The sequence below is a fragment of the Halomonas sp. B23F22_10 genome, assembly GCF_043496975.1.
GTDB classification, from domain to species: Bacteria; Pseudomonadota; Gammaproteobacteria; order Pseudomonadales; family Halomonadaceae; genus Halomonas; species Halomonas smyrnensis.
Map to the genome: position 1 here is coordinate 355904 of NZ_JBIEKF010000004.1, position 18546 is coordinate 374449.

Annotated in this window: 16 protein-coding genes and 8 tRNA genes; 20 read left to right on the forward strand and 4 right to left on the reverse strand. The window is 66.7% G+C overall.

Features of this window, described 5'->3' with window-relative positions; translation table 11 throughout:
- Window positions 1–182: 182 nt before the first annotated feature.
- The 10 genes from ACGTNF_RS11390 (at window position 183) to ACGTNF_RS11435 (ending at window position 8711) form a co-directional block, all read left to right on the forward strand.
- Window positions 183–854: an alpha/beta family hydrolase gene (locus tag ACGTNF_RS11390; RefSeq protein ID WP_016853657.1), complete on the forward strand. Its 672-nt coding sequence runs from the start codon at window positions 183–185 to the stop codon at window positions 852–854.
- A gap of 112 nt (window positions 855–966) precedes the next feature.
- A tRNA-Val gene (locus ACGTNF_RS11395) sits at window positions 967–1042 on the forward strand.
- A gap of 41 nt (window positions 1043–1083) precedes the next feature.
- Window positions 1084–1160: transfer RNA gene (locus tag ACGTNF_RS11400), tRNA-Asp, on the forward strand.
- Window positions 1161–1188: 28 nt separating this feature from the next.
- Window positions 1189–1265 (forward strand) — tRNA-Asp (locus tag ACGTNF_RS11405).
- A 30-nt stretch (window positions 1266–1295) separates the two neighbouring features.
- Window positions 1296–1372 (forward strand) — tRNA-Val (locus ACGTNF_RS11410).
- 3 nt (window positions 1373–1375) lie between these two features.
- Window positions 1376–1452 (forward strand) — tRNA-Asp (locus ACGTNF_RS11415).
- Between the two features lie 194 nt (window positions 1453–1646).
- Window positions 1647–3659: an FAD-dependent oxidoreductase gene (locus ACGTNF_RS11420; protein WP_394601834.1), complete on the forward strand. Its 2013-nt coding sequence runs from the start codon at window positions 1647–1649 to the stop codon at window positions 3657–3659.
- A gap of 201 nt (window positions 3660–3860) precedes the next feature.
- Window positions 3861–5783, forward strand: a complete 1923-nt coding sequence (locus ACGTNF_RS11425; RefSeq protein WP_394601835.1) for a PrkA family serine protein kinase — start codon at window positions 3861–3863, stop codon at window positions 5781–5783.
- A 70-nt stretch (window positions 5784–5853) separates the two neighbouring features.
- Window positions 5854–7137 (forward strand): YeaH/YhbH family protein, encoded by a 1284-nt coding sequence (locus tag ACGTNF_RS11430; RefSeq protein ID WP_394601836.1) that lies wholly within the window; start codon window positions 5854–5856, stop codon window positions 7135–7137.
- Between the two features lie 20 nt (window positions 7138–7157).
- On the forward strand, window positions 7158–8711 hold the full coding sequence (locus ACGTNF_RS11435) for a SpoVR family protein (RefSeq protein WP_016853661.1): 1554 nt from the start codon (window positions 7158–7160) through the stop codon (window positions 8709–8711).
- A gap of 79 nt (window positions 8712–8790) precedes the next feature.
- On the opposite strand, the gene ACGTNF_RS11440 is transcribed toward ACGTNF_RS11435, so the two are convergent.
- Window positions 8791–9105, reverse strand: a complete 315-nt coding sequence (locus ACGTNF_RS11440) for a high-potential iron-sulfur protein (protein WP_016853662.1) — start codon at window positions 9103–9105, stop codon at window positions 8791–8793.
- Window positions 9106–9319: 214 nt separating this feature from the next.
- Between ACGTNF_RS11440 and ACGTNF_RS11445 the strand changes: the two genes are divergently transcribed.
- Together ACGTNF_RS11445 and ACGTNF_RS11450 are read left to right on the forward strand one after the other, a co-directional pair.
- The gene (locus tag ACGTNF_RS11445) at window positions 9320–9595 is read left to right on the forward strand and encodes an Lrp/AsnC family transcriptional regulator (protein WP_016853663.1); all 276 of its coding nucleotides are present in this window, start codon (window positions 9320–9322) and stop codon (window positions 9593–9595) included.
- Between the two features lie 51 nt (window positions 9596–9646).
- Window positions 9647–10471 carry a DNA/RNA non-specific endonuclease gene (locus tag ACGTNF_RS11450; RefSeq protein ID WP_394601939.1) on the forward strand — a complete coding sequence of 275 codons (825 nt, stop codon included), beginning with the start codon at window positions 9647–9649 and terminating at the stop codon, window positions 10469–10471.
- A gap of 161 nt (window positions 10472–10632) precedes the next feature.
- Here ACGTNF_RS11450 and ACGTNF_RS11455 read toward each other — a convergent pair.
- The 3 genes from ACGTNF_RS11455 to ACGTNF_RS11465 all read right to left on the reverse strand — a co-directional run bounded on the left by ACGTNF_RS11455 (window position 10633) and on the right by ACGTNF_RS11465 (window position 11007).
- Window positions 10633–10719: transfer RNA gene (locus ACGTNF_RS11455), tRNA-Leu, on the reverse strand.
- Between the two features lie 47 nt (window positions 10720–10766).
- Window positions 10767–10853 (reverse strand) — tRNA-Leu (locus tag ACGTNF_RS11460).
- A 67-nt stretch (window positions 10854–10920) separates the two neighbouring features.
- Window positions 10921–11007: transfer RNA gene (locus ACGTNF_RS11465), tRNA-Leu, on the reverse strand.
- 232 nt (window positions 11008–11239) lie between these two features.
- Between ACGTNF_RS11465 and rnr the strand changes: the two genes are divergently transcribed.
- The 8 genes from rnr (at window position 11240) to ACGTNF_RS11505 (ending at window position 18505) form a co-directional block, all read left to right on the forward strand.
- Window positions 11240–13624, forward strand: coding sequence for a ribonuclease R (rnr, locus tag ACGTNF_RS11470; RefSeq protein ID WP_394601837.1), 2385 nt, complete (start codon window positions 11240–11242; stop codon window positions 13622–13624).
- A gap of 37 nt (window positions 13625–13661) precedes the next feature.
- Entirely contained in the window at window positions 13662–14468 is an 807-nt protein-coding gene (rlmB, locus tag ACGTNF_RS11475) for a 23S rRNA (guanosine(2251)-2'-O)-methyltransferase RlmB (protein WP_394601838.1), read from the forward strand.
- A 176-nt stretch (window positions 14469–14644) separates the two neighbouring features.
- Window positions 14645–15019 carry a 30S ribosomal protein S6 gene (gene rpsF, locus ACGTNF_RS11480; protein WP_016853667.1) on the forward strand — a complete coding sequence of 125 codons (375 nt, stop codon included), beginning with the start codon at window positions 14645–14647 and terminating at the stop codon, window positions 15017–15019.
- 31 nt (window positions 15020–15050) lie between these two features.
- Window positions 15051–15278, forward strand: coding sequence for a 30S ribosomal protein S18 (gene rpsR / locus ACGTNF_RS11485; protein WP_016853668.1), 228 nt, complete (start codon window positions 15051–15053; stop codon window positions 15276–15278).
- Between the two features lie 12 nt (window positions 15279–15290).
- Window positions 15291–16142 (forward strand): YybS family protein, encoded by an 852-nt coding sequence (locus tag ACGTNF_RS11490; protein WP_394601940.1) that lies wholly within the window; start codon window positions 15291–15293, stop codon window positions 16140–16142.
- Window positions 16143–16157: 15 nt separating this feature from the next.
- A complete protein-coding gene (gene rplI / locus ACGTNF_RS11495; protein ID WP_016853670.1) occupies window positions 16158–16604 on the forward strand; it encodes a 50S ribosomal protein L9 in 447 nt (148 codons plus the stop codon).
- Between the two features lie 145 nt (window positions 16605–16749).
- Window positions 16750–18138 carry a replicative DNA helicase gene (gene dnaB, locus ACGTNF_RS11500; protein WP_016853671.1) on the forward strand — a complete coding sequence of 463 codons (1389 nt, stop codon included), beginning with the start codon at window positions 16750–16752 and terminating at the stop codon, window positions 18136–18138.
- Window positions 18139–18211: 73 nt separating this feature from the next.
- On the forward strand, window positions 18212–18505 hold the full coding sequence (locus tag ACGTNF_RS11505) for a hypothetical protein (RefSeq protein WP_026068270.1): 294 nt from the start codon (window positions 18212–18214) through the stop codon (window positions 18503–18505).
- Window positions 18506–18546 lie beyond the last annotated feature (41 nt).

Here is an 18546-nt window from a genome sequence, read left to right on the forward strand (position 1 = left end):
GGGTTCCATCGAACGCGGTGGAGGGAGTCGCGCTTGGGCAGCAGTCTAGACCAAGGCTTTTGCCCACATGATGATGACGGTCAAGTCGGGGGCGGTCAGGGCGCCCAGTGTGAGGCGCCCGACGGGAAGCGTCTTCTTGTACGTTAGGCGAAAAGATTAAATGTATCCAATAAGTGTATACAATGACTGAAGGCGAAAATATTCTCCATCTCGAGGCGCTGGGGCCGCTGGCGATCCGCGGCGAGGCCCGTATCGGTCGCCTGTTGCTGGCGCACGGGGCCGGCGCCGGGCAGGACGCCGACTTCATGCAGCGCCTCCGGCGAGCGCTGGCCGAGCGCGGGGTGCAGACCCTGGCCTTCGAGTTCGCCTACATGCAGCGCATGCGCGAGGAAGGGCGTCGGCGCCCGCCGCCGCGGGTCGATCGCCTGACCGAGGAGTTCGCCGCCTGGCGCGACGCGGTGCAGCGGCGCGAGCCGGGGCCGCTGTGGCTGGGCGGCAAGTCCATGGGCGGTCGAGTGGCCAGCCTGCTGGCGGCCCGCGCCGCCGCCGACGGCCTGGCGCTCTGCGGCTATCCCTTTCATCCGCCGCGCAAGCCCGAGTCGCTGCGCCTCGAGCACTGGCCGAGCCTGAACTGCCCGACCCTGGTGGTGCAGGGCACCCGCGATCCCTTCGGCACTCGCGAGCAGGTGGCCGGCTATGCGCTGCCGGCCTGCGCCGAACTGCACTGGCTGGAGGACGGCGATCATGACTGGAAGCCGCGCCGTGCCTCCGGGCGCGATCAGGCGGCCCTGATCGAGGAGGGCGCGACGGCCATCGCCGCGGCCATGGAGCGTCGGGCCGTCGGCCATCGGTAGCGGCCAAGTGGATGAATGGCCTGGCGTTATCCGCCGACCGTTCGACACGAAGATGAAAAAAACGCGTTGACAATGAACGCAGTTTCCGTAGAATGCAGCGCCATGTGACCGGGGGTGGTTAGCTCAGCTGGGAGAGCACCAGCCTTACAAGCTGGGGGTCACAGGTTCGATCCCTGTACCACCCACCATCGTCGAAGACGGTGGCCGATTGCATCGCAGAAACGAGTGCGGACCGGTAGTTCAGTTGGTTAGAATGCCGGCCTGTCACGCCGGAGGTCGCGGGTTCGAGTCCCGTCCGGTCCGCCAGCGTTTTCTGTACCGCATCATCACTTGCGGACCGGTAGTTCAGTTGGTTAGAATGCCGGCCTGTCACGCCGGAGGTCGCGGGTTCGAGTCCCGTCCGGTCCGCCACGATGACGCACAATCTAAGCAGTACCGCGTGGGCGATTAGCTCAGTTGGTTAGAGCACCAGCCTCACATGCTGGGGGTCACTGGTTCGAGTCCAGTATCGCCCACCACGCGGACCGGTAGTTCAGTTGGTTAGAATGCCGGCCTGTCACGCCGGAGGTCGCGGGTTCGAGTCCCGTCCGGTCCGCCATCTGCTCAGAATTCCTAAGGCCCCGTGGCTCACGCCACGGGGCTTTTCTGTTGTCTGAAGCCTCGATTTTTCGCCATCAACGCTTCGCCTTTCACCGCTCCTTCCCCTGACAAAGCCGACGCGATTTTTGCGCTGCCCGCGAGTCTGTCATACAGTTGTTTTAATTTCTGTCGACGGTCCGAGGGTGCTCGAGCGTGGCTGACTTTCCGAATCTTTTTCGCCCCATCGCACTGGGCCCGCTGCGCCTTCCCAATCGGGTGGTGATGGGCTCTATGCACACCAACCTGGAAGAAATGCCCGGCGGTTTCGAACGCCTGGCCGCCTTCTATGCCGAGCGCGCCCGGGCGGGCGTGTCGCTGATCGTCGGGGGCGGCATCGCGCCCAATGCCGAGGGGGCGGTCTTCGCCGGCGGCGCGACCCTGGAGCGGCCCGAACAGGTGGCCGAACACCGCCGCCTGGTCGAGGCGGTCCACGCCGAGGGCGGCCATATCTGCCTGCAGATCCTGCACGCCGGCCGCTACGCCTACACGGACGCGCCGGTGGCGCCCTCGGCGATCCGGGCGCCGATCAATCCGCGCGAGCCGCGTGCCCTCGGCGCCGACGAGATCGAACGCACCCTGGACGACTACGTCCGATGCGCCCGGCTGGCCCGGGAGGCCGGCTACGACGGTGTCGAGGTCATGGGCTCCGAGGGCTATCTGATCAATCAGTTCGTGTGCCGCCGCACCAATCACCGCGAGGACGAATGGGGCGGTGGCTTCGCCAACCGCATTCGCTTCCCGGTGGAGGCGGTGCGGCGGATTCGCCGGGCCCTGGGGCCCGAGGCGCTGATCCTGTTCCGGCTGTCGATGATCGACCTGGTGGAGGAGGGCAGCACCCATGACGAGGTGGTCGCCCTGGGGCGCGCGGTGGCCGAGGCCGGCGCCGATGCCATCGACGGCGGCATCGGCTGGCACGAGGCAAGGGTGCCGACCATCGTCACCAGCGTGCCGCGGGCGCTGTTCGCCGAGGTCTCGCGGCGCATGCGCGATGAGTTGCCGGTGCCGCTGATCGCCACCAATCGCATCAACATGCCCGAGGTGGCCGAGCGGCTGCTGGCCGACGGCGTGGCGGACATGGTCTCCATGGCGCGCCCCTTCCTGGCCGATCCGGCCTGGGTGGCCAAGGCCCGCGAGGGGCGGAGCGGCGAGATCAACACCTGCATCGCCTGCAACCAGGCCTGTCTCGACCACACCTTCCAGGGCAAGACGACCTCGTGCCTGGTCAATCCGCGGGCCGGCCACGAGACCGAGCTTGCGATCGCGCCGGCCGAATCGGTCAGGCGCATCGCCGTGGTGGGCGGCGGTCCCGCCGGGCTCGCCGCGGCGGTCACCGCCGCCGAGCGCGGCCATGCGGTCACGCTGTTCGAGCGCCAGGCCGAGCTGGGCGGGCAGTTCAACCATGCCCGGCGGATTCCCGGCAAGGAGGAGTTCGACGAGACGCTGCGCTATTTCCGCACCATGCTCGGCCGGTATGGCGTGAGCGTGCGGCTCGGCGTTGCGCCCGGGCTCCACGAACTTCGCGGCTTCGATGAGGTGGTGCTGGCCACCGGCGTGCGGCCGCGCGCCCTCGAGCTGCCGGGCATCGATCACCCGAAGGTGATGGCCTATCCGCTGGCGATTCAGCAGCCGGAGCGGGTGGGGCCGAGGGTGGCGATCATCGGTGCCGGGGGCATCGGCTTCGACGTGGCGGAGCTGCTGACCCATGCCGGCCACCCCGCCCTGGACGCCGAGGCCTGGTGCGCCGAATGGGGCGTGGACCTCTCGGTGGCCTCGCCGGGCGGGCTGCGGGCGCCGACCAGGCCCACGGTGCCGCGGCGGGTCACCCTGCTGCAGCGCAAGGCGTCGAAGCCCGGTCGCGGGCTCGGCGCTACCACCGGCTGGGTGCATCGTGCCTCGCTGCGTCACCGCGGCGTCGAGATGCTGGCCGGCTGCGAATACGTCGGCATCGACGATGCCGGCCTGCATGTCCGCGTCGGCGGTGAGCCGAGGCTGCTCGAGGTCGACAGCGTGGTGGTGTGCGCCGGTCAGCAATCGGTGCGCGACATGCTCGAACCGCTGCGAGCGGCCGGCGTGTCGGTTCACGTCATCGGCGGCGCCGACGAGGCTGCCGAGCTCGATGCCCGGCGCGCCATCGACCAGGGCGTGCGGCTGGCCGCCACGCTCTAGGGAGGGGAGTGGGCCGCGTTCGTTGAAAATCTGTCCCTCTCGGGATGAACCGCTTCGGGTTCGCGGGCTCATAGGGAGTGCAGCCCTGCGTTGAAGGTTCCGGGCACCATCGTCCGGTCGAGCTGACTACGATGAAGCTACCGACCCGGCCAGCAGGGCGAGGACCGCCAAGCCGGAGTCCCGGGCTTTAAGGAGGCATCGATGAGCATCTTCGATCATGTGCAGAACCGCTTCGAACGAACCCTGCAGGAGGAAATGAGCCTGCAGGAGTACCTGGAACTCTGCCGTGAGGATCCCTCGGCCTACGCCAGTGCGGCCGAACGAATGCTGGAAGCCATCGGCGAGCCCGAGGTGATCGACACGGCCAAGGATCCTCGCCTGTCGCGTATCTTCTCCAACAAGGTCATCCGCCGTTATCCGGCGTTCTCCGAGTTCTACGGCATGGAGGAGGCGATCGAGCAGATCGTCGCCTACTTCCGACATGCCGCCCAGGGGCTTGAGGAGAAGAAGCAGATCCTCTACCTGCTCGGCCCGGTCGGCGGCGGCAAGTCGTCGCTGGCCGAGCGCCTCAAGCTGCTGATGGAGCACGTGCCGTTCTACGCCATCAAGGGGTCGCCGGTGCAGGAATCTCCGCTGGCGCTGTTCTCGCCCGAGCACGACGGCGAGCTGCTCGAGAAGGAATACGGTATCCCGCCGCGCTGCCTGAAGAGCGTGATGTCGCCCTGGGCCGCCAAGCGCCTCAAGGAGGCCGGCGGTGACATCAGCCAGTTCCGGGTGGTGCGGCTCTATCCGTCGCGGCTCAATCAGATCGCCATCGCCAAGACGGAGCCCGGCGACGAGAACAACCAGGACATCTCCTCGCTGGTCGGCAAGGTGGATATCCGCCAGCTCGAGCTCTATTCCCAGGACGATCCCGACGCCTACAGCTTCTCCGGCGGCCTGTGCCGGGCCAACCAGGGCCTGATGGAGTTCGTCGAGATGTTCAAGGCGCCGATCAAGGTGCTGCATCCGCTGCTGACCGCCACCCAGGAGGGCAACTACAACCCCACCGAGGGCATGGGGGCGATCCCGTTCGACGGCATCGTGCTGGCGCATTCCAACGAGAGCGAGTGGCAGGCCTTCCGCAACAACCGCAACAACGAGGCCTTCCTCGACCGGGTCTACATCGTCAAGGTGCCCTACTGTCTGCGGGTGAGCGAAGAGATCAACATCTACAAGAAGCTGCTCGAGCACTCCTCGCTCAACCAGGCACCCTGCGCGCCGGATACCCTGCGCATGCTGGCCCAGTTCTCGGTGCTCTCGCGGCTCAAGGAGTCGGAGAACTCCAGCGTCTATTCCAAGATGCGGGTCTACGACGGCGAGAACCTCAAGGACACCGATCCCAAGGCCAAGTCGATCCAGGAGTACCGTGACGCCGCCGGGGTCGACGAGGGCATGGACGGGCTCTCCACGCGCTTCGCCTTCAAGATCCTGTCCAAGGTGTTCAACTTCGACAACCACGAGGTGGCGGCCAACCCGGTGCATCTGCTCTACGTGCTCGAGCAGCGCCTCGAGCAGGAGCAGCTGCCCAAGGAGACCTTCGAGCGCTACCTGCGCTTCATCAAGGAGTTCCTGGCGCCGCGCTACGTGGACTTCATCGGCAAGGAGATCCAGACCGCCTATCTCGAGTCCTACTCCGAGTACGGTCAGAACATCTTCGACCGCTACGTCACCTACGCCGACTTCTGGATCCAGGATCAGGAGTATCGCGACCCGGAGACCGGCGAGCTGTTCGACCGTCAGTCCCTCAACGAGGAGCTGGAGAAGATCGAGAAGCCGGCGGGCATCTCCAACCCCAAGGACTTCCGTCACGAGGTGGTTAACTTCGTGCTGCGGGCCCGGGCCCAGAACAACGGCATGAACCCGAGCTGGCAGTCCTACGAGAAGCTGCGTGGGGTGATCGAGCACAAGATGTTCGCCAACACCGAGGAGCTGCTGCCGGTGATCTCCTTCAACGCCAAGGCCTCCACCGCGGACCAGAAGAAGCACGAGGATTTCGTGGCCCGCATGGTCGACCGCGGCTACACCGAGAAGCAGGTGCGCCTGCTCTCCGAGTGGTATCTGCGGGTACGCAAGTCGCAGTAGCCGTCGAGGTCCGCGCGGGGCGCCGAGGGAGGGCGCCTCGCATGGACGCAGGGCAGCCCAGGAGGTCCGCATGACCTACTTCATCGACCGCCGTGCCAATGCGAGGCACAAGAGTGCGGTCAATCGCCAGCGTTTCCTCGATCGCTATCGCACCCATATCAAACGGTCCGTCGAGGAAGCGGTCAACCGCCGCTCCATCACCGACATGGAGCGCGGCGAGAAGGTGTCGATTCCCGCCCGCGACATCTCCGAGCCGGTGTTCCAGCACGGGCCCGGCGGCCAGCGCTCGATCATCGCCCCCGGCAACAAGGAGTTCGTCGAGGGCGACCGCCTGCGGCGTCCCGGCGGGGGAGGCGGCGGCGGATCCGGCGAGGGCAGCGCCTCCAACCAGGGCGAGGGCATGGACGAGTTCGCCTTCACCCTGTCCCGCGAGGAGTTCCTGGACTTCGTCTTCGATGGCCTGGAGCTGCCGCACCTGGAGCGCAAGAACCTGGTCGACCTCGACGAGGTGCGTCCGGTGCGGGCCGGCTTCACCCGCGACGGGGTGCCGGCGAGGATCAACATCGTGCGCTCGATGCGCGAGGCCCATGCCCGGCGCATCGCCATGCGCGGGCCGATTCGTCGGGCCCTGCGCGAGGCGCAGGAGGCGCTGGAGGCCGAGGAGCGCAAGGATCAGGTGCTGCGCAATCCGGCGCGGATCGCCGAGCTGAAGGTCGAGATCGAGCGGCTCGAGAAGCGCCTCGAGTCGGTGCCCTTCATCGATACCTACGACCTGCGCTACAACAACCTGGTCAACCAGCCACAGCCGTCGAGCAAGGCGGTGATGTTCTGCGTGATGGACGTCTCCGGCTCCATGACCCAGGCCCACAAGGACATCGCCAAGCGCTTCTTCCTGCTGCTCTACCTGTTCCTGGAACGCAACTACGAGAAGGTCGAGCTGGTCTTCGTGCGTCACCACACCGCCGCCAAGGAGGTCGACGAGGAGGAGTTCTTCTACTCCCGCGAGACCGGCGGCACCATCGTCTCCAGCGCCCTGACCCTGGTCGACGAGATCATCACCGACCGCTATCCGCCGACCCAGTGGAACCTCTACGTGGCCCAGGCCTCGGACGGCGACAACTGGGACGACGACTCCCTGACCTGTCGCGACCAGCTGGCCAACGGCCTGATGCCGCGACTGCAGTACTTCACCTACGTGGAGATCACGCCCCACGCGCATCAGGCGCTGTGGGAGGAGTACGAGAAGGTCGAGGCCGAGTATCCCGAGCGCTTCGCCATGCGTCAGATCGTCGAGGCCGGCGACATCTACCCGGTGTTCCGCGACCTGTTCCGGCGCCGCACGGTCCAGTCCTGAGGCGAGGCCAAGGAGGCAGCATGACCGAACGCAAGCCCATCGCCAGTGGCTCCGACTGGAACTTCGAGGTCCTGGAGCGGTTCGAGACGGAGATCGCCCGGCTGGCCGACGAGTATCGGCTGGATACCTATCCCAACCAGATCGAGATCATCACCACCGAGCAGATGATGGACGCCTACGCCAGCGTGGGCATGCCGGTGGGCTATCATCACTGGTCCTTCGGCAAGCAGTTCCTGGCCGTGGAACAGGCCTATCGGCGCGGCCAGATGGGGCTGGCCTACGAGCTGGTCATCAACTCCGATCCCTGCATCGCCTACCTGATGGAGGAGAACACCCTGATGATGCAGGTGCTGGTGATGGCCCACGCCTGCTATGGCCACAACTCCTTCTTCAAGGGCAACTACCTGTTCCGCACCTGGACCGATGCCAGCTCCATCGTCGACTACCTGCTGTTCGCCCGGCGCTACCTGGCCGAGTGCGAGGAGCGCCACGGGGTGACCGCGGTCGAACAGCTGCTCGATGCCTGTCATGCGCTGCAGAACTACGGGGTCGACCGCTACAAGCGTCCCTCGCCGATCTCCGCCGAGGAGGAGGCGCGTCGCCAGCAGGAGCGCTCCGCCTATCTCCAGGCCCAGGTCAATACCCTGTGGAGCACCATTCCCGGGCGTCCGCCCGAGGAGGGGCATCAGGACGTCGGCGACGAGGAGGACCCCCTCGGCCTGCACGCCGGCGGCCGCTATCCCCCCGAGCCCCAGGAGAACCTGCTCTACTTCATCGAGAAGAACGCGCCGCTGCTGGCACCCTGGCAGCGCGAGGTGGTCCGCATCGTGCGCAAGCTGGCGCAGTACTTCTATCCCCAGCGCCAGACCCAGGTGATGAACGAGGGCTGGGCGACCTTCTGGCACTATACCCTGATGAACCGCCTGTATGACGACGGCCTGGTGGACGAGGGACTGATCCTGGAGTTCCTGCAGTCGCACACCTCGGTGGTCTATCAACCGGCCTTCGACAGCCCCCACTACAGCGGCATCAATCCCTACGCCCTGGGCTTCGCCATGTTCACCGACCTGCGGCGAATCTGTGAGCATCCCACCGACGAGGATCGGCGCTGGTTCCCGGATATCGCCGGCAGCGACTGGCTCGAGACGCTGCACTTCGCCATGCGCAACTTCAAGGACGAGTCCTTCATCCAGCAATACCTGTCGCCCAAGGTGATTCGCGACCTGAAGTTGTTCATGGTGCTCGACGACGATCGCGACGAGATGCTCGAGGTGGCCGCCATCCACGACGATCGCGGCTATCAGCGCATTCGCGACGGCCTGGCCGTGCAGTATGCGCTGTCGGTGCGCGAGCCCAACATCCAGGTCTGGTCGGCGGACATCCGCGGCGACCGCTCGCTGACCCTGCGTCACGTCCAGGACAGCCGTCGCCCGCTGGCGCGCAGCGTCTACCCGGTGATGCGTCACCTGCACCAGCTGTGGGGCTTCCCGGTGAGGCTCGAGTCGATGGAGGACGACGAGGTCGTGCGTCGCTATCACTGGCCGCTGCCGGAGGATGAGCAGAAGGAGGCGTAAGCGGCCTCCCCCAAGGACCCGGCCCGCACCGGGGAGGTGCGGGCCGCCTGCGTTGGGAGGGCCGGTTCCTGGCTCGGGATCAGGCCTTGGCGGTCCAGGACTGGCACCAGCCTTCGGGGGCCACGCTGTTCTGCGGGAACAGCTGGCAGCCCCGGGAGTCGGCCTGGTAGAACATGCAGTTGGCGCAGGTCTCGCCCTCGGCATAGGCCGGATGGTCGCTGGCCTCGGCGGCCGTCTCGACGTAGTTCAGCGCCTTGGCCTGATCGCTCTCGGGGTCCAGGGGCGACAGGTCCTGGGCGAAGCTGCGCGTCGACAGCACGCCGATGCCCAGCGGCAGGGCGGCGAGGCCCAGCAGGCTGTGGCGCATGAAATCACGACGGCTAGGGTTGGCCATGATGGCTCCTCCTGAGGGTCACGGTTGAGGTCGCTCGGCGGCCGGTGGTCCGGCTCTTGGCGTCTCGACCCCGCCGCGGTGCGCGGGCATCCGGCGAGGGTCGGTCTCCTCAGCGTAGCCGAGCCCGGTGGGCGCGACGAGCGGCCGGGCCCCCGTCGGCCGGGGACGCTGTTATACTCGCCGCCGTGAACCGCTTTTCGAGGGAGATTGCTCCATGCAGAATGCCGTCATCCTGATCAACACCGAGAAGGGCCAGGTGAAGTCCGTGGCCGAGCGTCTGGCCGAGGTGGAGGGCATCAGCGAGGTGTTCTCCACCTGCGGACGCTACGATCTGGTCGCCATCGCCCGGACCCGTGACTTCGAGGGCCTGGCGGAGCTGGTGACCGGGCGTCTCAACGACGTCGAGGGCATCCGCGAGACCGAGACCCTCAACGCGCTGCAGGTGCATTCGCGCCACGACCTCGAGACCATGTTCGCGCTGGGCTGGTAAGGCCCGCCGGTGCTGCAACGTCTCTTTCGCCTGCCGTCATGGCGCGGTTCGCTGCGCCGCCTGGGCATCGCCGCGCTGTTCGCGGCGGTGGGCAGCGGGCTCTGGTACATGGAAGAGCGCGAGGTGCGCGAGCGCCTCAGCTGGATGGGCGTGCCGACCTGGGAGCGGCTGACGCCGCTTAGCCTGCATCGGGTGCTGCGCAACGACGGCTTCCTGGTGGGCTGGTCGGACGTGCGCGTCAGTCCGCTGTGGGCCAGTTACGTGCTGAGTGACGATCGCGCGACCGATGTCGGTGACCGGCCGGGCTTTCGTCGCGACTGGCGCACCCTGTGGCCGGTCACGCCGGACAGCTATTTGCGCAGCGGCTACGATCGCGGCCATCTGGCACCCAACTATGCCATCGCACGGGTGCATGGCCCCGCCGCCCAGTACGACACCTTCCTGATGAGCAACATGGTGCCCCAGCGGCCGGACCTGAATCGTCGGCTCTGGCAGCGCCTGGAGGAAGTGGTGATCGATCGTTTCGTGCCGCGCCACGGCACCCTGCAGGTGATCGACGGGCCGGTCTTCGACGCGGACTTCACCCGGGGCATGCTGCGCCGGGTCGGCCTGGTGGAAGTGCCCGAGGCGTTCTACAAGATCCTGGTGGTGCCGGGCGAGCGGCCCATGGCGCTGGCCTTCGTGATGCCGCAGGACGTGCGCGGCGATGAGCCGCTGGATCGCTTCGTGGTCAGCATCGATCGCATCGAGGCGCTGACCGGGCTGGATTTCTTCCCGAATCTGCCGGAGACGGTGGAGCGCGCGCTGGAAGGGCGGGCGAATCCCCGGGGCTGGGGGCTCGAGGCGGTCGCCGATCTGCCGGGGCGCTTCGACTGAGTCGAGGAGGCCTGGTCCGGCGAGGGGCCGGCGGGCGAGTCGTGGGTACAGACGCAAAAAAACCGCAACGTGTGCGGCCGGAGATATGAAACGATATAGCGATGTGGGTGCTCTTTCTCGAGGAGCTGTCCTCGATGTGTTGCTCTGTCTGCATAACGCGATGGTGCCCAGGAGAGGACTTGAACCTCCACGTCCGTAAGGACACTAGCACCTGAAGCTAGCGCGTCTACCAATTCCGCCACCTGGGCGCGTCATGCATATTCGTCGTGTTCCGAGCCATCGCTTGAGCGATGAATGGTGCCCAGGAGAGGACTTGAACCTCCACGTCCGTAAGGACACTAGCACCTGAAGCTAGCGCGTCTACCAATTCCGCCACCTGGGCGAAACACGAGCGAATCGAGCTTTTAAAGAGCGTGATACCTGACGATGCTGCTGACAGTGTATCGAATTGGTGCCCAGAAGAGGACTTGAACCTCCACGTCCGTAAGGACACTAGCACCTGAAGCTAGCGCGTCTACCAATTCCGCCATCTGGGCAAGTGGCGCGTATATTACCGTATATTTTCGGTGATGCAACCCCTCGCGGGGCGGCGAGCGGCTTTTTTTGCGTATCCATCTTCCTTATAAGCCGTCGCATGGTTGGGTGCGACCCTTGGCGACGCTATACTGCGGCCATGACAAGAGACCCCTATTGCATCACTGCATGCCCGCGGCGCGTGAGCGCCACTCTCCTTCCGTCGTTCCCGACCCTGCCAAGGATGCTCTCCGCATGAATCACTGGACGCTCAGCGACGATCTGCACGCCAGCCGCGAGGCCCACAAGTACGACAAGCCGGCACCCAGCCGCGAATACCTGCTGGCGCGGCTCGAGGAATACGGCAAGCCGATCACCCATGAGGCCATGAGCGACATGCTGGGCCTCGAGGACGAGGATCTGCAGGAAGCCGTGCGCCGCCGCCTGTCGGCCATGGAGCGCGACGGCCAGGTGCTGCGCAATCGTCGCGGCGCCTATGCGCTGATCGACAAGCTCGACCTGATCAAGGGCCGGGTGCTCGGCCACCGTGACGGCATTGGCTTCCTGCTGCGCGACGACGGCAAGAAGCCCGACCTGGTGCTGCCGCCACGCCAGATGCGCCGCGTGTTCCATAACGACCACGTGCTGGTGCGGATCAGCGGCCGCGACCGCCGCGGCCGCGACGAGGGCACCATCGTCGAGGTGCTGGCGCGCAATACCCAGAACATCGTCGGCGTCTATCGCGAGAACACCCCCGATTTCGGCGTGCTGATTCCCGAGAATCCGCGCATCGCCCAGGAAATCATCATTCCGCATAACGCCAGCGGCGGGGCCCGCGACGGCCAGGTGATCTCGGCCGACATCGTCAAGCAGCCGGCCACCCGCGTGCAGCCGGTGGGCCATGTCACCGAGGTGATGGGCGAGCGGATGGATCCGGGGATGGAGATCGATATCGCCATCCGCAGCTACGAGATCCCGTCCGAGTTTCCGCCGGAGGTGCAGGACCAGATCGCCGGCATGTCCGCCGAGGTCGCCGAGGAAGACAAGGCGCACCGCGTCGACCTGCGCCACCTGCCGCTGGTGACCATCGACGACGAGTCCGCCCGCGACTTCGACGACGCCGTCTGCGCCTGGCAGACCAAGTCCGGCAGCTGGAAGCTGCTGGTGGCCATCGCCGACGTCTCCCACTACGTGCGTCCGGGCAGCCCGCTGGATCAGGAGGCGATCAGCCGCGGCAACTCGGTGTACTTCCCGGGCCAGGTCGTGCCGATGCTGCCGGAGCTGCTGTCCAACGGCCTGTGCTCGCTGAACCCGGACGTCGACCGCCTGGCGATGGTCTGCGAGATGAACATCTCCCAGAAGGGCGCCATCAGCCGCTATCGCTTCTACGAGGCGGTGTTCCGCTCCCACGCGCGCCTGACCTACAACAAGGTCGCCTCGATCCTCGACGAGGACGACGAGCAGGGCGATGCGCTGCGTGAACAGTACAGCGAGCTGGTCAAGCCGCTGAACGACCTGAACTCCCTCTACAAGGTGCTGCGCGGTGCCCGCGACGAGCGTGGCGCCATCGACTTCGAGACCACCGAGACGGCGATCGTCTTCAACGACGAGCGCAAGATCGAGAAGATCGTGCCGCGTTCGCGCAACGATGCCCACAAGATCATCGAGGAGTGCATGCTGGCGGCCAACGTCGCCACCGCCCGCTTCCTCGACAAGCACGATCTGCCGGCGCTGTACCGCATCCACGAGCGGCCCTCGCCGGAGCGCCTCGACAAGCTGCGGCTGTTCCTCAACGAGCTGGGCCTGTCGCTGCCCGGCGGCGACGAGCCGACGCCGCAGGACTACCAGGCCCTGGCCGAGACCATCCGCGGCCGCGAGGACGCCGACATCATCCAGACGGTGATGCTGCGCTCCATGAGTCAGGCGGTCTACTCGCCGCAGAACGAGGGCCACTTCGGCCTGGCCTATCCGGCCTACGCCCACTTCACCTCGCCGATCCGTCGCTACCCCGACCTGATCGTGCACCGGGCGATCCGCTCGGTGATCCGCGGGCCGCGCCAGACCGCGACCGTGCTGCGCGAGGAGGGCGCGCCGGTGGAGCCGCCGAGCAAGTGGTGCCCGTACACCTTCGAGCAGATGCTCGAGCTGGGCGAGCACTGCTCGATGACCGAGCGCCGCGCCGACGACGCCACCCGCGACGTCGAGAGCTGGCTGAAGTGCGAGTTCATGTCCGACAAGCTCGGCGAGACTTACAGCGGCACCATCGCCTCGGTGACCCAGTTCGGCATCTTCGTGCGCCTCGACGAGTTCTTCGTCGAGGGCCTGGTGCACGTCACCTCGTTGCCCTCCGACTACTACCACTACGAGGCCGAGAAACACCGCCTCAAGGGCGAGCGCAGCGGCATGAGCTACCGCCTCGGCGACGGGGTCTCGGTGCAGGTGGCGCGGGTCGACCTGGACGATCGCAAGATCGACTTCGAGCTGGCCGACGACCAGCCCAAGCCGCAGCGCAAGGCGCGCAAGTCGCGTGGCCAGCAGGGCAAGGGCGGCGGTCAGGGCGGCGCCCAGGGCCAGTCCGCGGGCGACGGCGATAAGAACGGCGGCAACAAGCGTCGACGCCGCGGCCAGCGTCGTCGCTGAGGCCGATGCCGGGATGTCGAGAAAAGCCGAGATGTCGATGAAAGCGAAGAAGAAGCCCGCGCCGCGCCGCGGGCCCAGGATGCCGAACGGCCTGGACGCCGTCTACGGCGTGCACGCGGTGCGGGCACTGCTCGATCGCGGCGAGGCCCCGCGCGAGCTGTGGCTGCAGGAAGGGGAGGCCGGCGGCCGTCTCGCCGAGCTGGTCGACCTGGCCCGGGCGCGCGGCGCGCGGGTCAGTGCCCATCCCCGTGACGACCTGGATCGCCTCGCCCAGGGCGCCGCCCACCAGGGCATCGTGGCCTTCTGCCCGCCGCTGGCCTTCGAGGCCGAGGCCGCGCTGTGGCATCGCCTGCAGGGCTGGTCGAACACCGAGGCACCGCTGCTGCTGGTGCTCGACGGCGTCACCGACGTGCACAACTTCGGCGCCTGCCTGCGCAGCGCCGACGCCGCCGGTGCCCACGGCGTGGTGGTGCCCAAGGACAAGTCGGCGCCGCTCAACGCCACGGTGCGCAAGGTCGCCTGCGGCGCCGCCGAGAGCGTGCCGGTCTATCAGGTCACCAACCTGGCCCGGGCGTTGGGCAAGCTCAAGGAGCTCGGCGTGTGGGTCACCGGCACCGCCGGCGAGGCCGAGGCGAGCCTGTTCGAGGCCGATCTGGCCGGGTCCACGGCGCTGGTGATGGGCGCCGAGGGCAAGGGCATGCGCCGGCTGACCCGCGAGGCCTGCGACCAGCTGGTCAAGCTGCCCATGGCCGGCAGCGTTTCCAGCCTCAACGTCTCGGTCGCCACCGGCATCGGCCTGTTCGAGGCGGTGCGGCAGCGGGGCGGCAGCACCTCGTCGGCGTGAGCGGCGCCGGAGACGCCGCGAACGATGGCCGGGCGCTTGCGCACCTGGCGTTCACTCTTTAGAATACTGGCGCCCGTTCGTCCGACGAACGGGCATCGTGTATTTCGATAATCACCTCCTTGCTTCCCCTGGGGCCTCACGCCTCTCTGGAAGCTGTCAAACCGCAAGGAGAACCCATGCGTCATTACGAAGTCGTGTTCATGGTCCACCCGGACCAGAGCGAGCAGGTTCCGGCGATGGTCGAGCGCTATACCAGCATCGTCACCGAGAACGGCGGTACCGTGCATCGCCTCGAAGATTGGGGTCGCCGTCACCTGGCCTACCCGATCAACAAGATCCACAAGGCTCACTACGTGCTGATGAACGTCGAGTGCCGCGGCGAGACTCTCGAGGAAATCGAGAACATCTTCCGCTTCAACGACGCCATCATCCGCAGCCTGGTCGTGCGCTGCAAGGAAGCCGTCACCGAGGCTTCCCCGATGATGAAGCCGGCGGAAGAGAAGCGCGCCCGTCGTGACGAGAAGCCGTCACGTCCCGCCCAGTCCGCCTAAGCCACACATCGCACGCTAAGGAGTCTTTCCCATGGCACGCTTTTTCCGTCGCCGCAAGTTCTGCCGTTTCACCGCTGAAGGCGTGAAGCAGATCGATTACAAGGATCTGGACACCCTCAAGGCCTACATCACCGAGACCGGCAAGATCGTCCCCAGCCGCATCACCGGGACCAAGGCCCGTTACCAGCGTCAGCTGTCCACCGCCATCAAGCGGGCTCGCTACCTGGCGCTGCTGCCCTACACCGATAGCCACCAGTAAGACGCAAGCGTGATGCTGCCCGTCGCCCGCTGGATGATGCGCGGTACGCCCCAGGCAGTCGCCGGGGCGGCCGCGGCCACGCTGGTCCCCTGGCTGTTCTGGCTGGGCGCGGCGATCGCCGGACTGGTCACGCTGCGCCGCGGCCTGGCGCCGGCCACGCCGGTGATCATCGCCGCCGCCTTGCCGGCGGGCTGGTGGTGGACCCGGGGCGACGTCATCCCGCTGGCCTGCACCCTGCTGGTCACGCTGATGGCGGTGGTGCTGCGTTCGCGCATGCGCTGGAGCGAAACGCTGGTGATCGGCGCCCTCGCCGGGGCGGCGATGATCCAGCTGGGCATCTTCCTGCCGCCGGGTGGCACGGGGCCCCTGCTGGAGCAGCTGCGCCAGGGGTCGCCGGAGTTCGCCTCGATGCTCGACGAGCTCTCGCGCCAGGGGCTCGAGACCGAACGGCTCGCCGAGATGCTGATCGGTGGCGTCACCGGGCTCATCGTGCTGCTGGCCTCGGTGGCCTGCCTGGCCTTGGCCAGGAACTGGCAGGCGGGGCTCTACAACCCCGGCGGCTTCCGCGAGGAGTTCCACGCCCTGCGCCTGGCTCCCCGCGAACTGCTGGTGCTGATGGCGTTTCTCGTCATCGGCACGCTGCTGGTGCTGCCCGGCCTCGGCCTGATGCTCTGGGTGCCACTGCTGGTGGCCGGTATCGCGCTGGTGCATGGTGTTATCGGATTGAAGGGAATGAACGGGCTGTGGCTGGTCGCCTTCTATGTGTTGCTGATCACCACCTGGCCCATGATTCTCATCGTGCTGCTTGCGGCCCTTATCGACGCGTTCGTGGATATTCGCGGACGACTCGGCCGCAGCGACTGACAAGAGGTTTACGAGATGGAAGTCATTCTGCTCGACAAGATTGGCAAGCTGGGCGGTCTGGGTGACCAGGTCACCGTCAAGCCCGGTTATGGCCGCAACTACCTGGTGCCCTACGGCCTCGCCGTGCCGGCCACCAAGGACAACATCGAAGCCTTCGAGGCCCAGCGTGCCGAGCTCGAAGCTCAGGCCGCCGAGCGCAAGGCCGAAGCCGAAGCCCGCGCCGAACAGCTCAACGACATCGAGCTGTCTCTGGTCGCCAAGGCCGGCGACGAAGGCAAGCTGTTCGGTTCCATCGGTCCGCGCGACCTGGCCGACGCCATCACTTCCGCTGGCTTCGAGGTAGAGAAGAGCGAAGTCCGCATGCCGGAAGGTCCGATCCGTCAGACCGGCGAATACGACATCGCGCTGCACCTGCACGCCGAAGTCGACGCCACCGTGCGCGTGGTGGTCGTGGCCGAATAAGCCCGACTCCCCCGCGGACGCCAGGGGCGCGAGGAGAAATCCTCGCGCCCTTTTTTGCTTGCCTGCGGCACGTCACTCCGCCTGCTGCGTCAGGCGTCCTTCGAGGTAGAATGTGTCGGCCCATGTTGCGGAGGTGCCTGCCCCTATGAACGAATCCCTCGAGCTCGATCAGGAAACCGCGGCGCTGAAGGTGCCGCCCCACTCGCTGGAGGCCGAGCAATCGGTGCTCGGCGGGCTGATGCTCGACAACCAGGCCTGGGACAGCGTGGCCGACCGGCTGGTGGCCAACGACTTCTATCGCTACGAGCATCGTCTGATCTTCAACGTCATGGCGACGCTGGCCGAGGAGGCGCGTCCGCTGGACGTGGTGACCCTGTCCGAGGCGCTGGAGGGGCGCGATCAGCTCGAGACCGTGGGCGGCCTGGCCACGCTGGCGGAGCTGGCGCGCAACACGCCGTCGGCCAGCAATATCCGCGCCTATGCCGATATCGTTCGCGAGCGGGCCACCCTGCGCAAGCTGATCCACGCCGCCAACCAGGTCGCCGAGAGCGCCTTCGCGCCGCAGGGGCGGCCCGCCGACGAGCTGGTCAACGAGGCCGAGCGGCTGGTGTTCCAGATCAGCGAGGAGCGGCCCAAGGAGGGCGGCCCCGTTGGCATGAGCGACCTGCTGGCCAAGGCGGTGGATCGCATCGACGAGATGTTCAACATGCAGGGCGAGATGACCGGCCTGTCGACCGGGTTCCGCGACCTGGACGACATGACCTCCGGCCTGCAGCCTTCGGACCTGGTGATCGTCGCCGGGCGCCCCTCGATGGGCAAGACCACCTTCGCCATGAACCTGGTCGAGCACGCGGTGATCTCGAGCGACAAGCCGGTGGTGGTGTTCTCCATGGAGATGCCCGGCGAGTCGATCATGCTGCGCATGCTCTCGTCGCTGGGGCGCATCGACCAGACCCGGGTGCGGACCGGCCAGCTCGAGGACGAGGACTGGCCGCGGCTGACCTCGGCGGTTAACCTGCTGAAGGACAAGCAGCTGTTCATCGACGACACCGCGGCGCTGTCGCCCAACGAGATGCGCTCGCGGGTGCGCCGGATCGTGCGCGAACACGGCAACCTGGCGCTGATCATGATCGACTATCTTCAGCTGATGCAGGTGCCGGGCTTCTCCGAGAACCGTACCGGCGAGATCTCGGAGATCTCGCGCTCGCTCAAGGGCCTGGCCAAGGAATTCGGCTGCCCGGTGGTGGCGCTGTCGCAGCTCAACCGCTCGCTGGAGCAGCGACCCAACAAGCGCCCGGTGATGTCGGACCTGCGTGAGTCTGGCGCCATCGAGCAGGACGCCGACCTGATCGGCTTCGTCTACCGTGACGAGGTCTACAATCCGGATAACCCCGACAACCAGGGGCTGGCCGAATTCATCATCGGCAAGCAGCGTAACGGGCCGATCGGCACGGTCCACATGGCCTTCATCGGCAAGTACACCCGCTTCGAGGACCTGGCGCCCGACAGCTACGGCGATACCTTCGGCGAGTGACCCCCTTGAGCGGGGCGATCGGCGCCGTATAATCCCCACCCCTCGAACAGCAGACACACACTGGAGAAGCACCATGGCAGGCGGATTTCAGCGCGGTAACCGGCGTCGCACCCCGAAACTCGAGGCGCGCGGCGAATTGCAGTCCGTGGAACGCGAAGGGCCGTTCAAGGAATGGCTGGGCATGCCGGACCTCTACCGCTATCAGCTGGTGGTGGACGGCGAGGACTACAGCTACCAGACCGAGGACTCGGAGCTGCCGGTGGCGGTCGGCGACCGGGTGGTGTTCCGCTACAAGGAGACCAAGGCCGGCAAGTGGGTCGACCGCAATTCGCTGGGCAAGGCGATCGATCCCTCCGATTACCAGTAACGTCGCCGGACGGCGGGGCGTTCACGCCGGGCGGTCCTCGC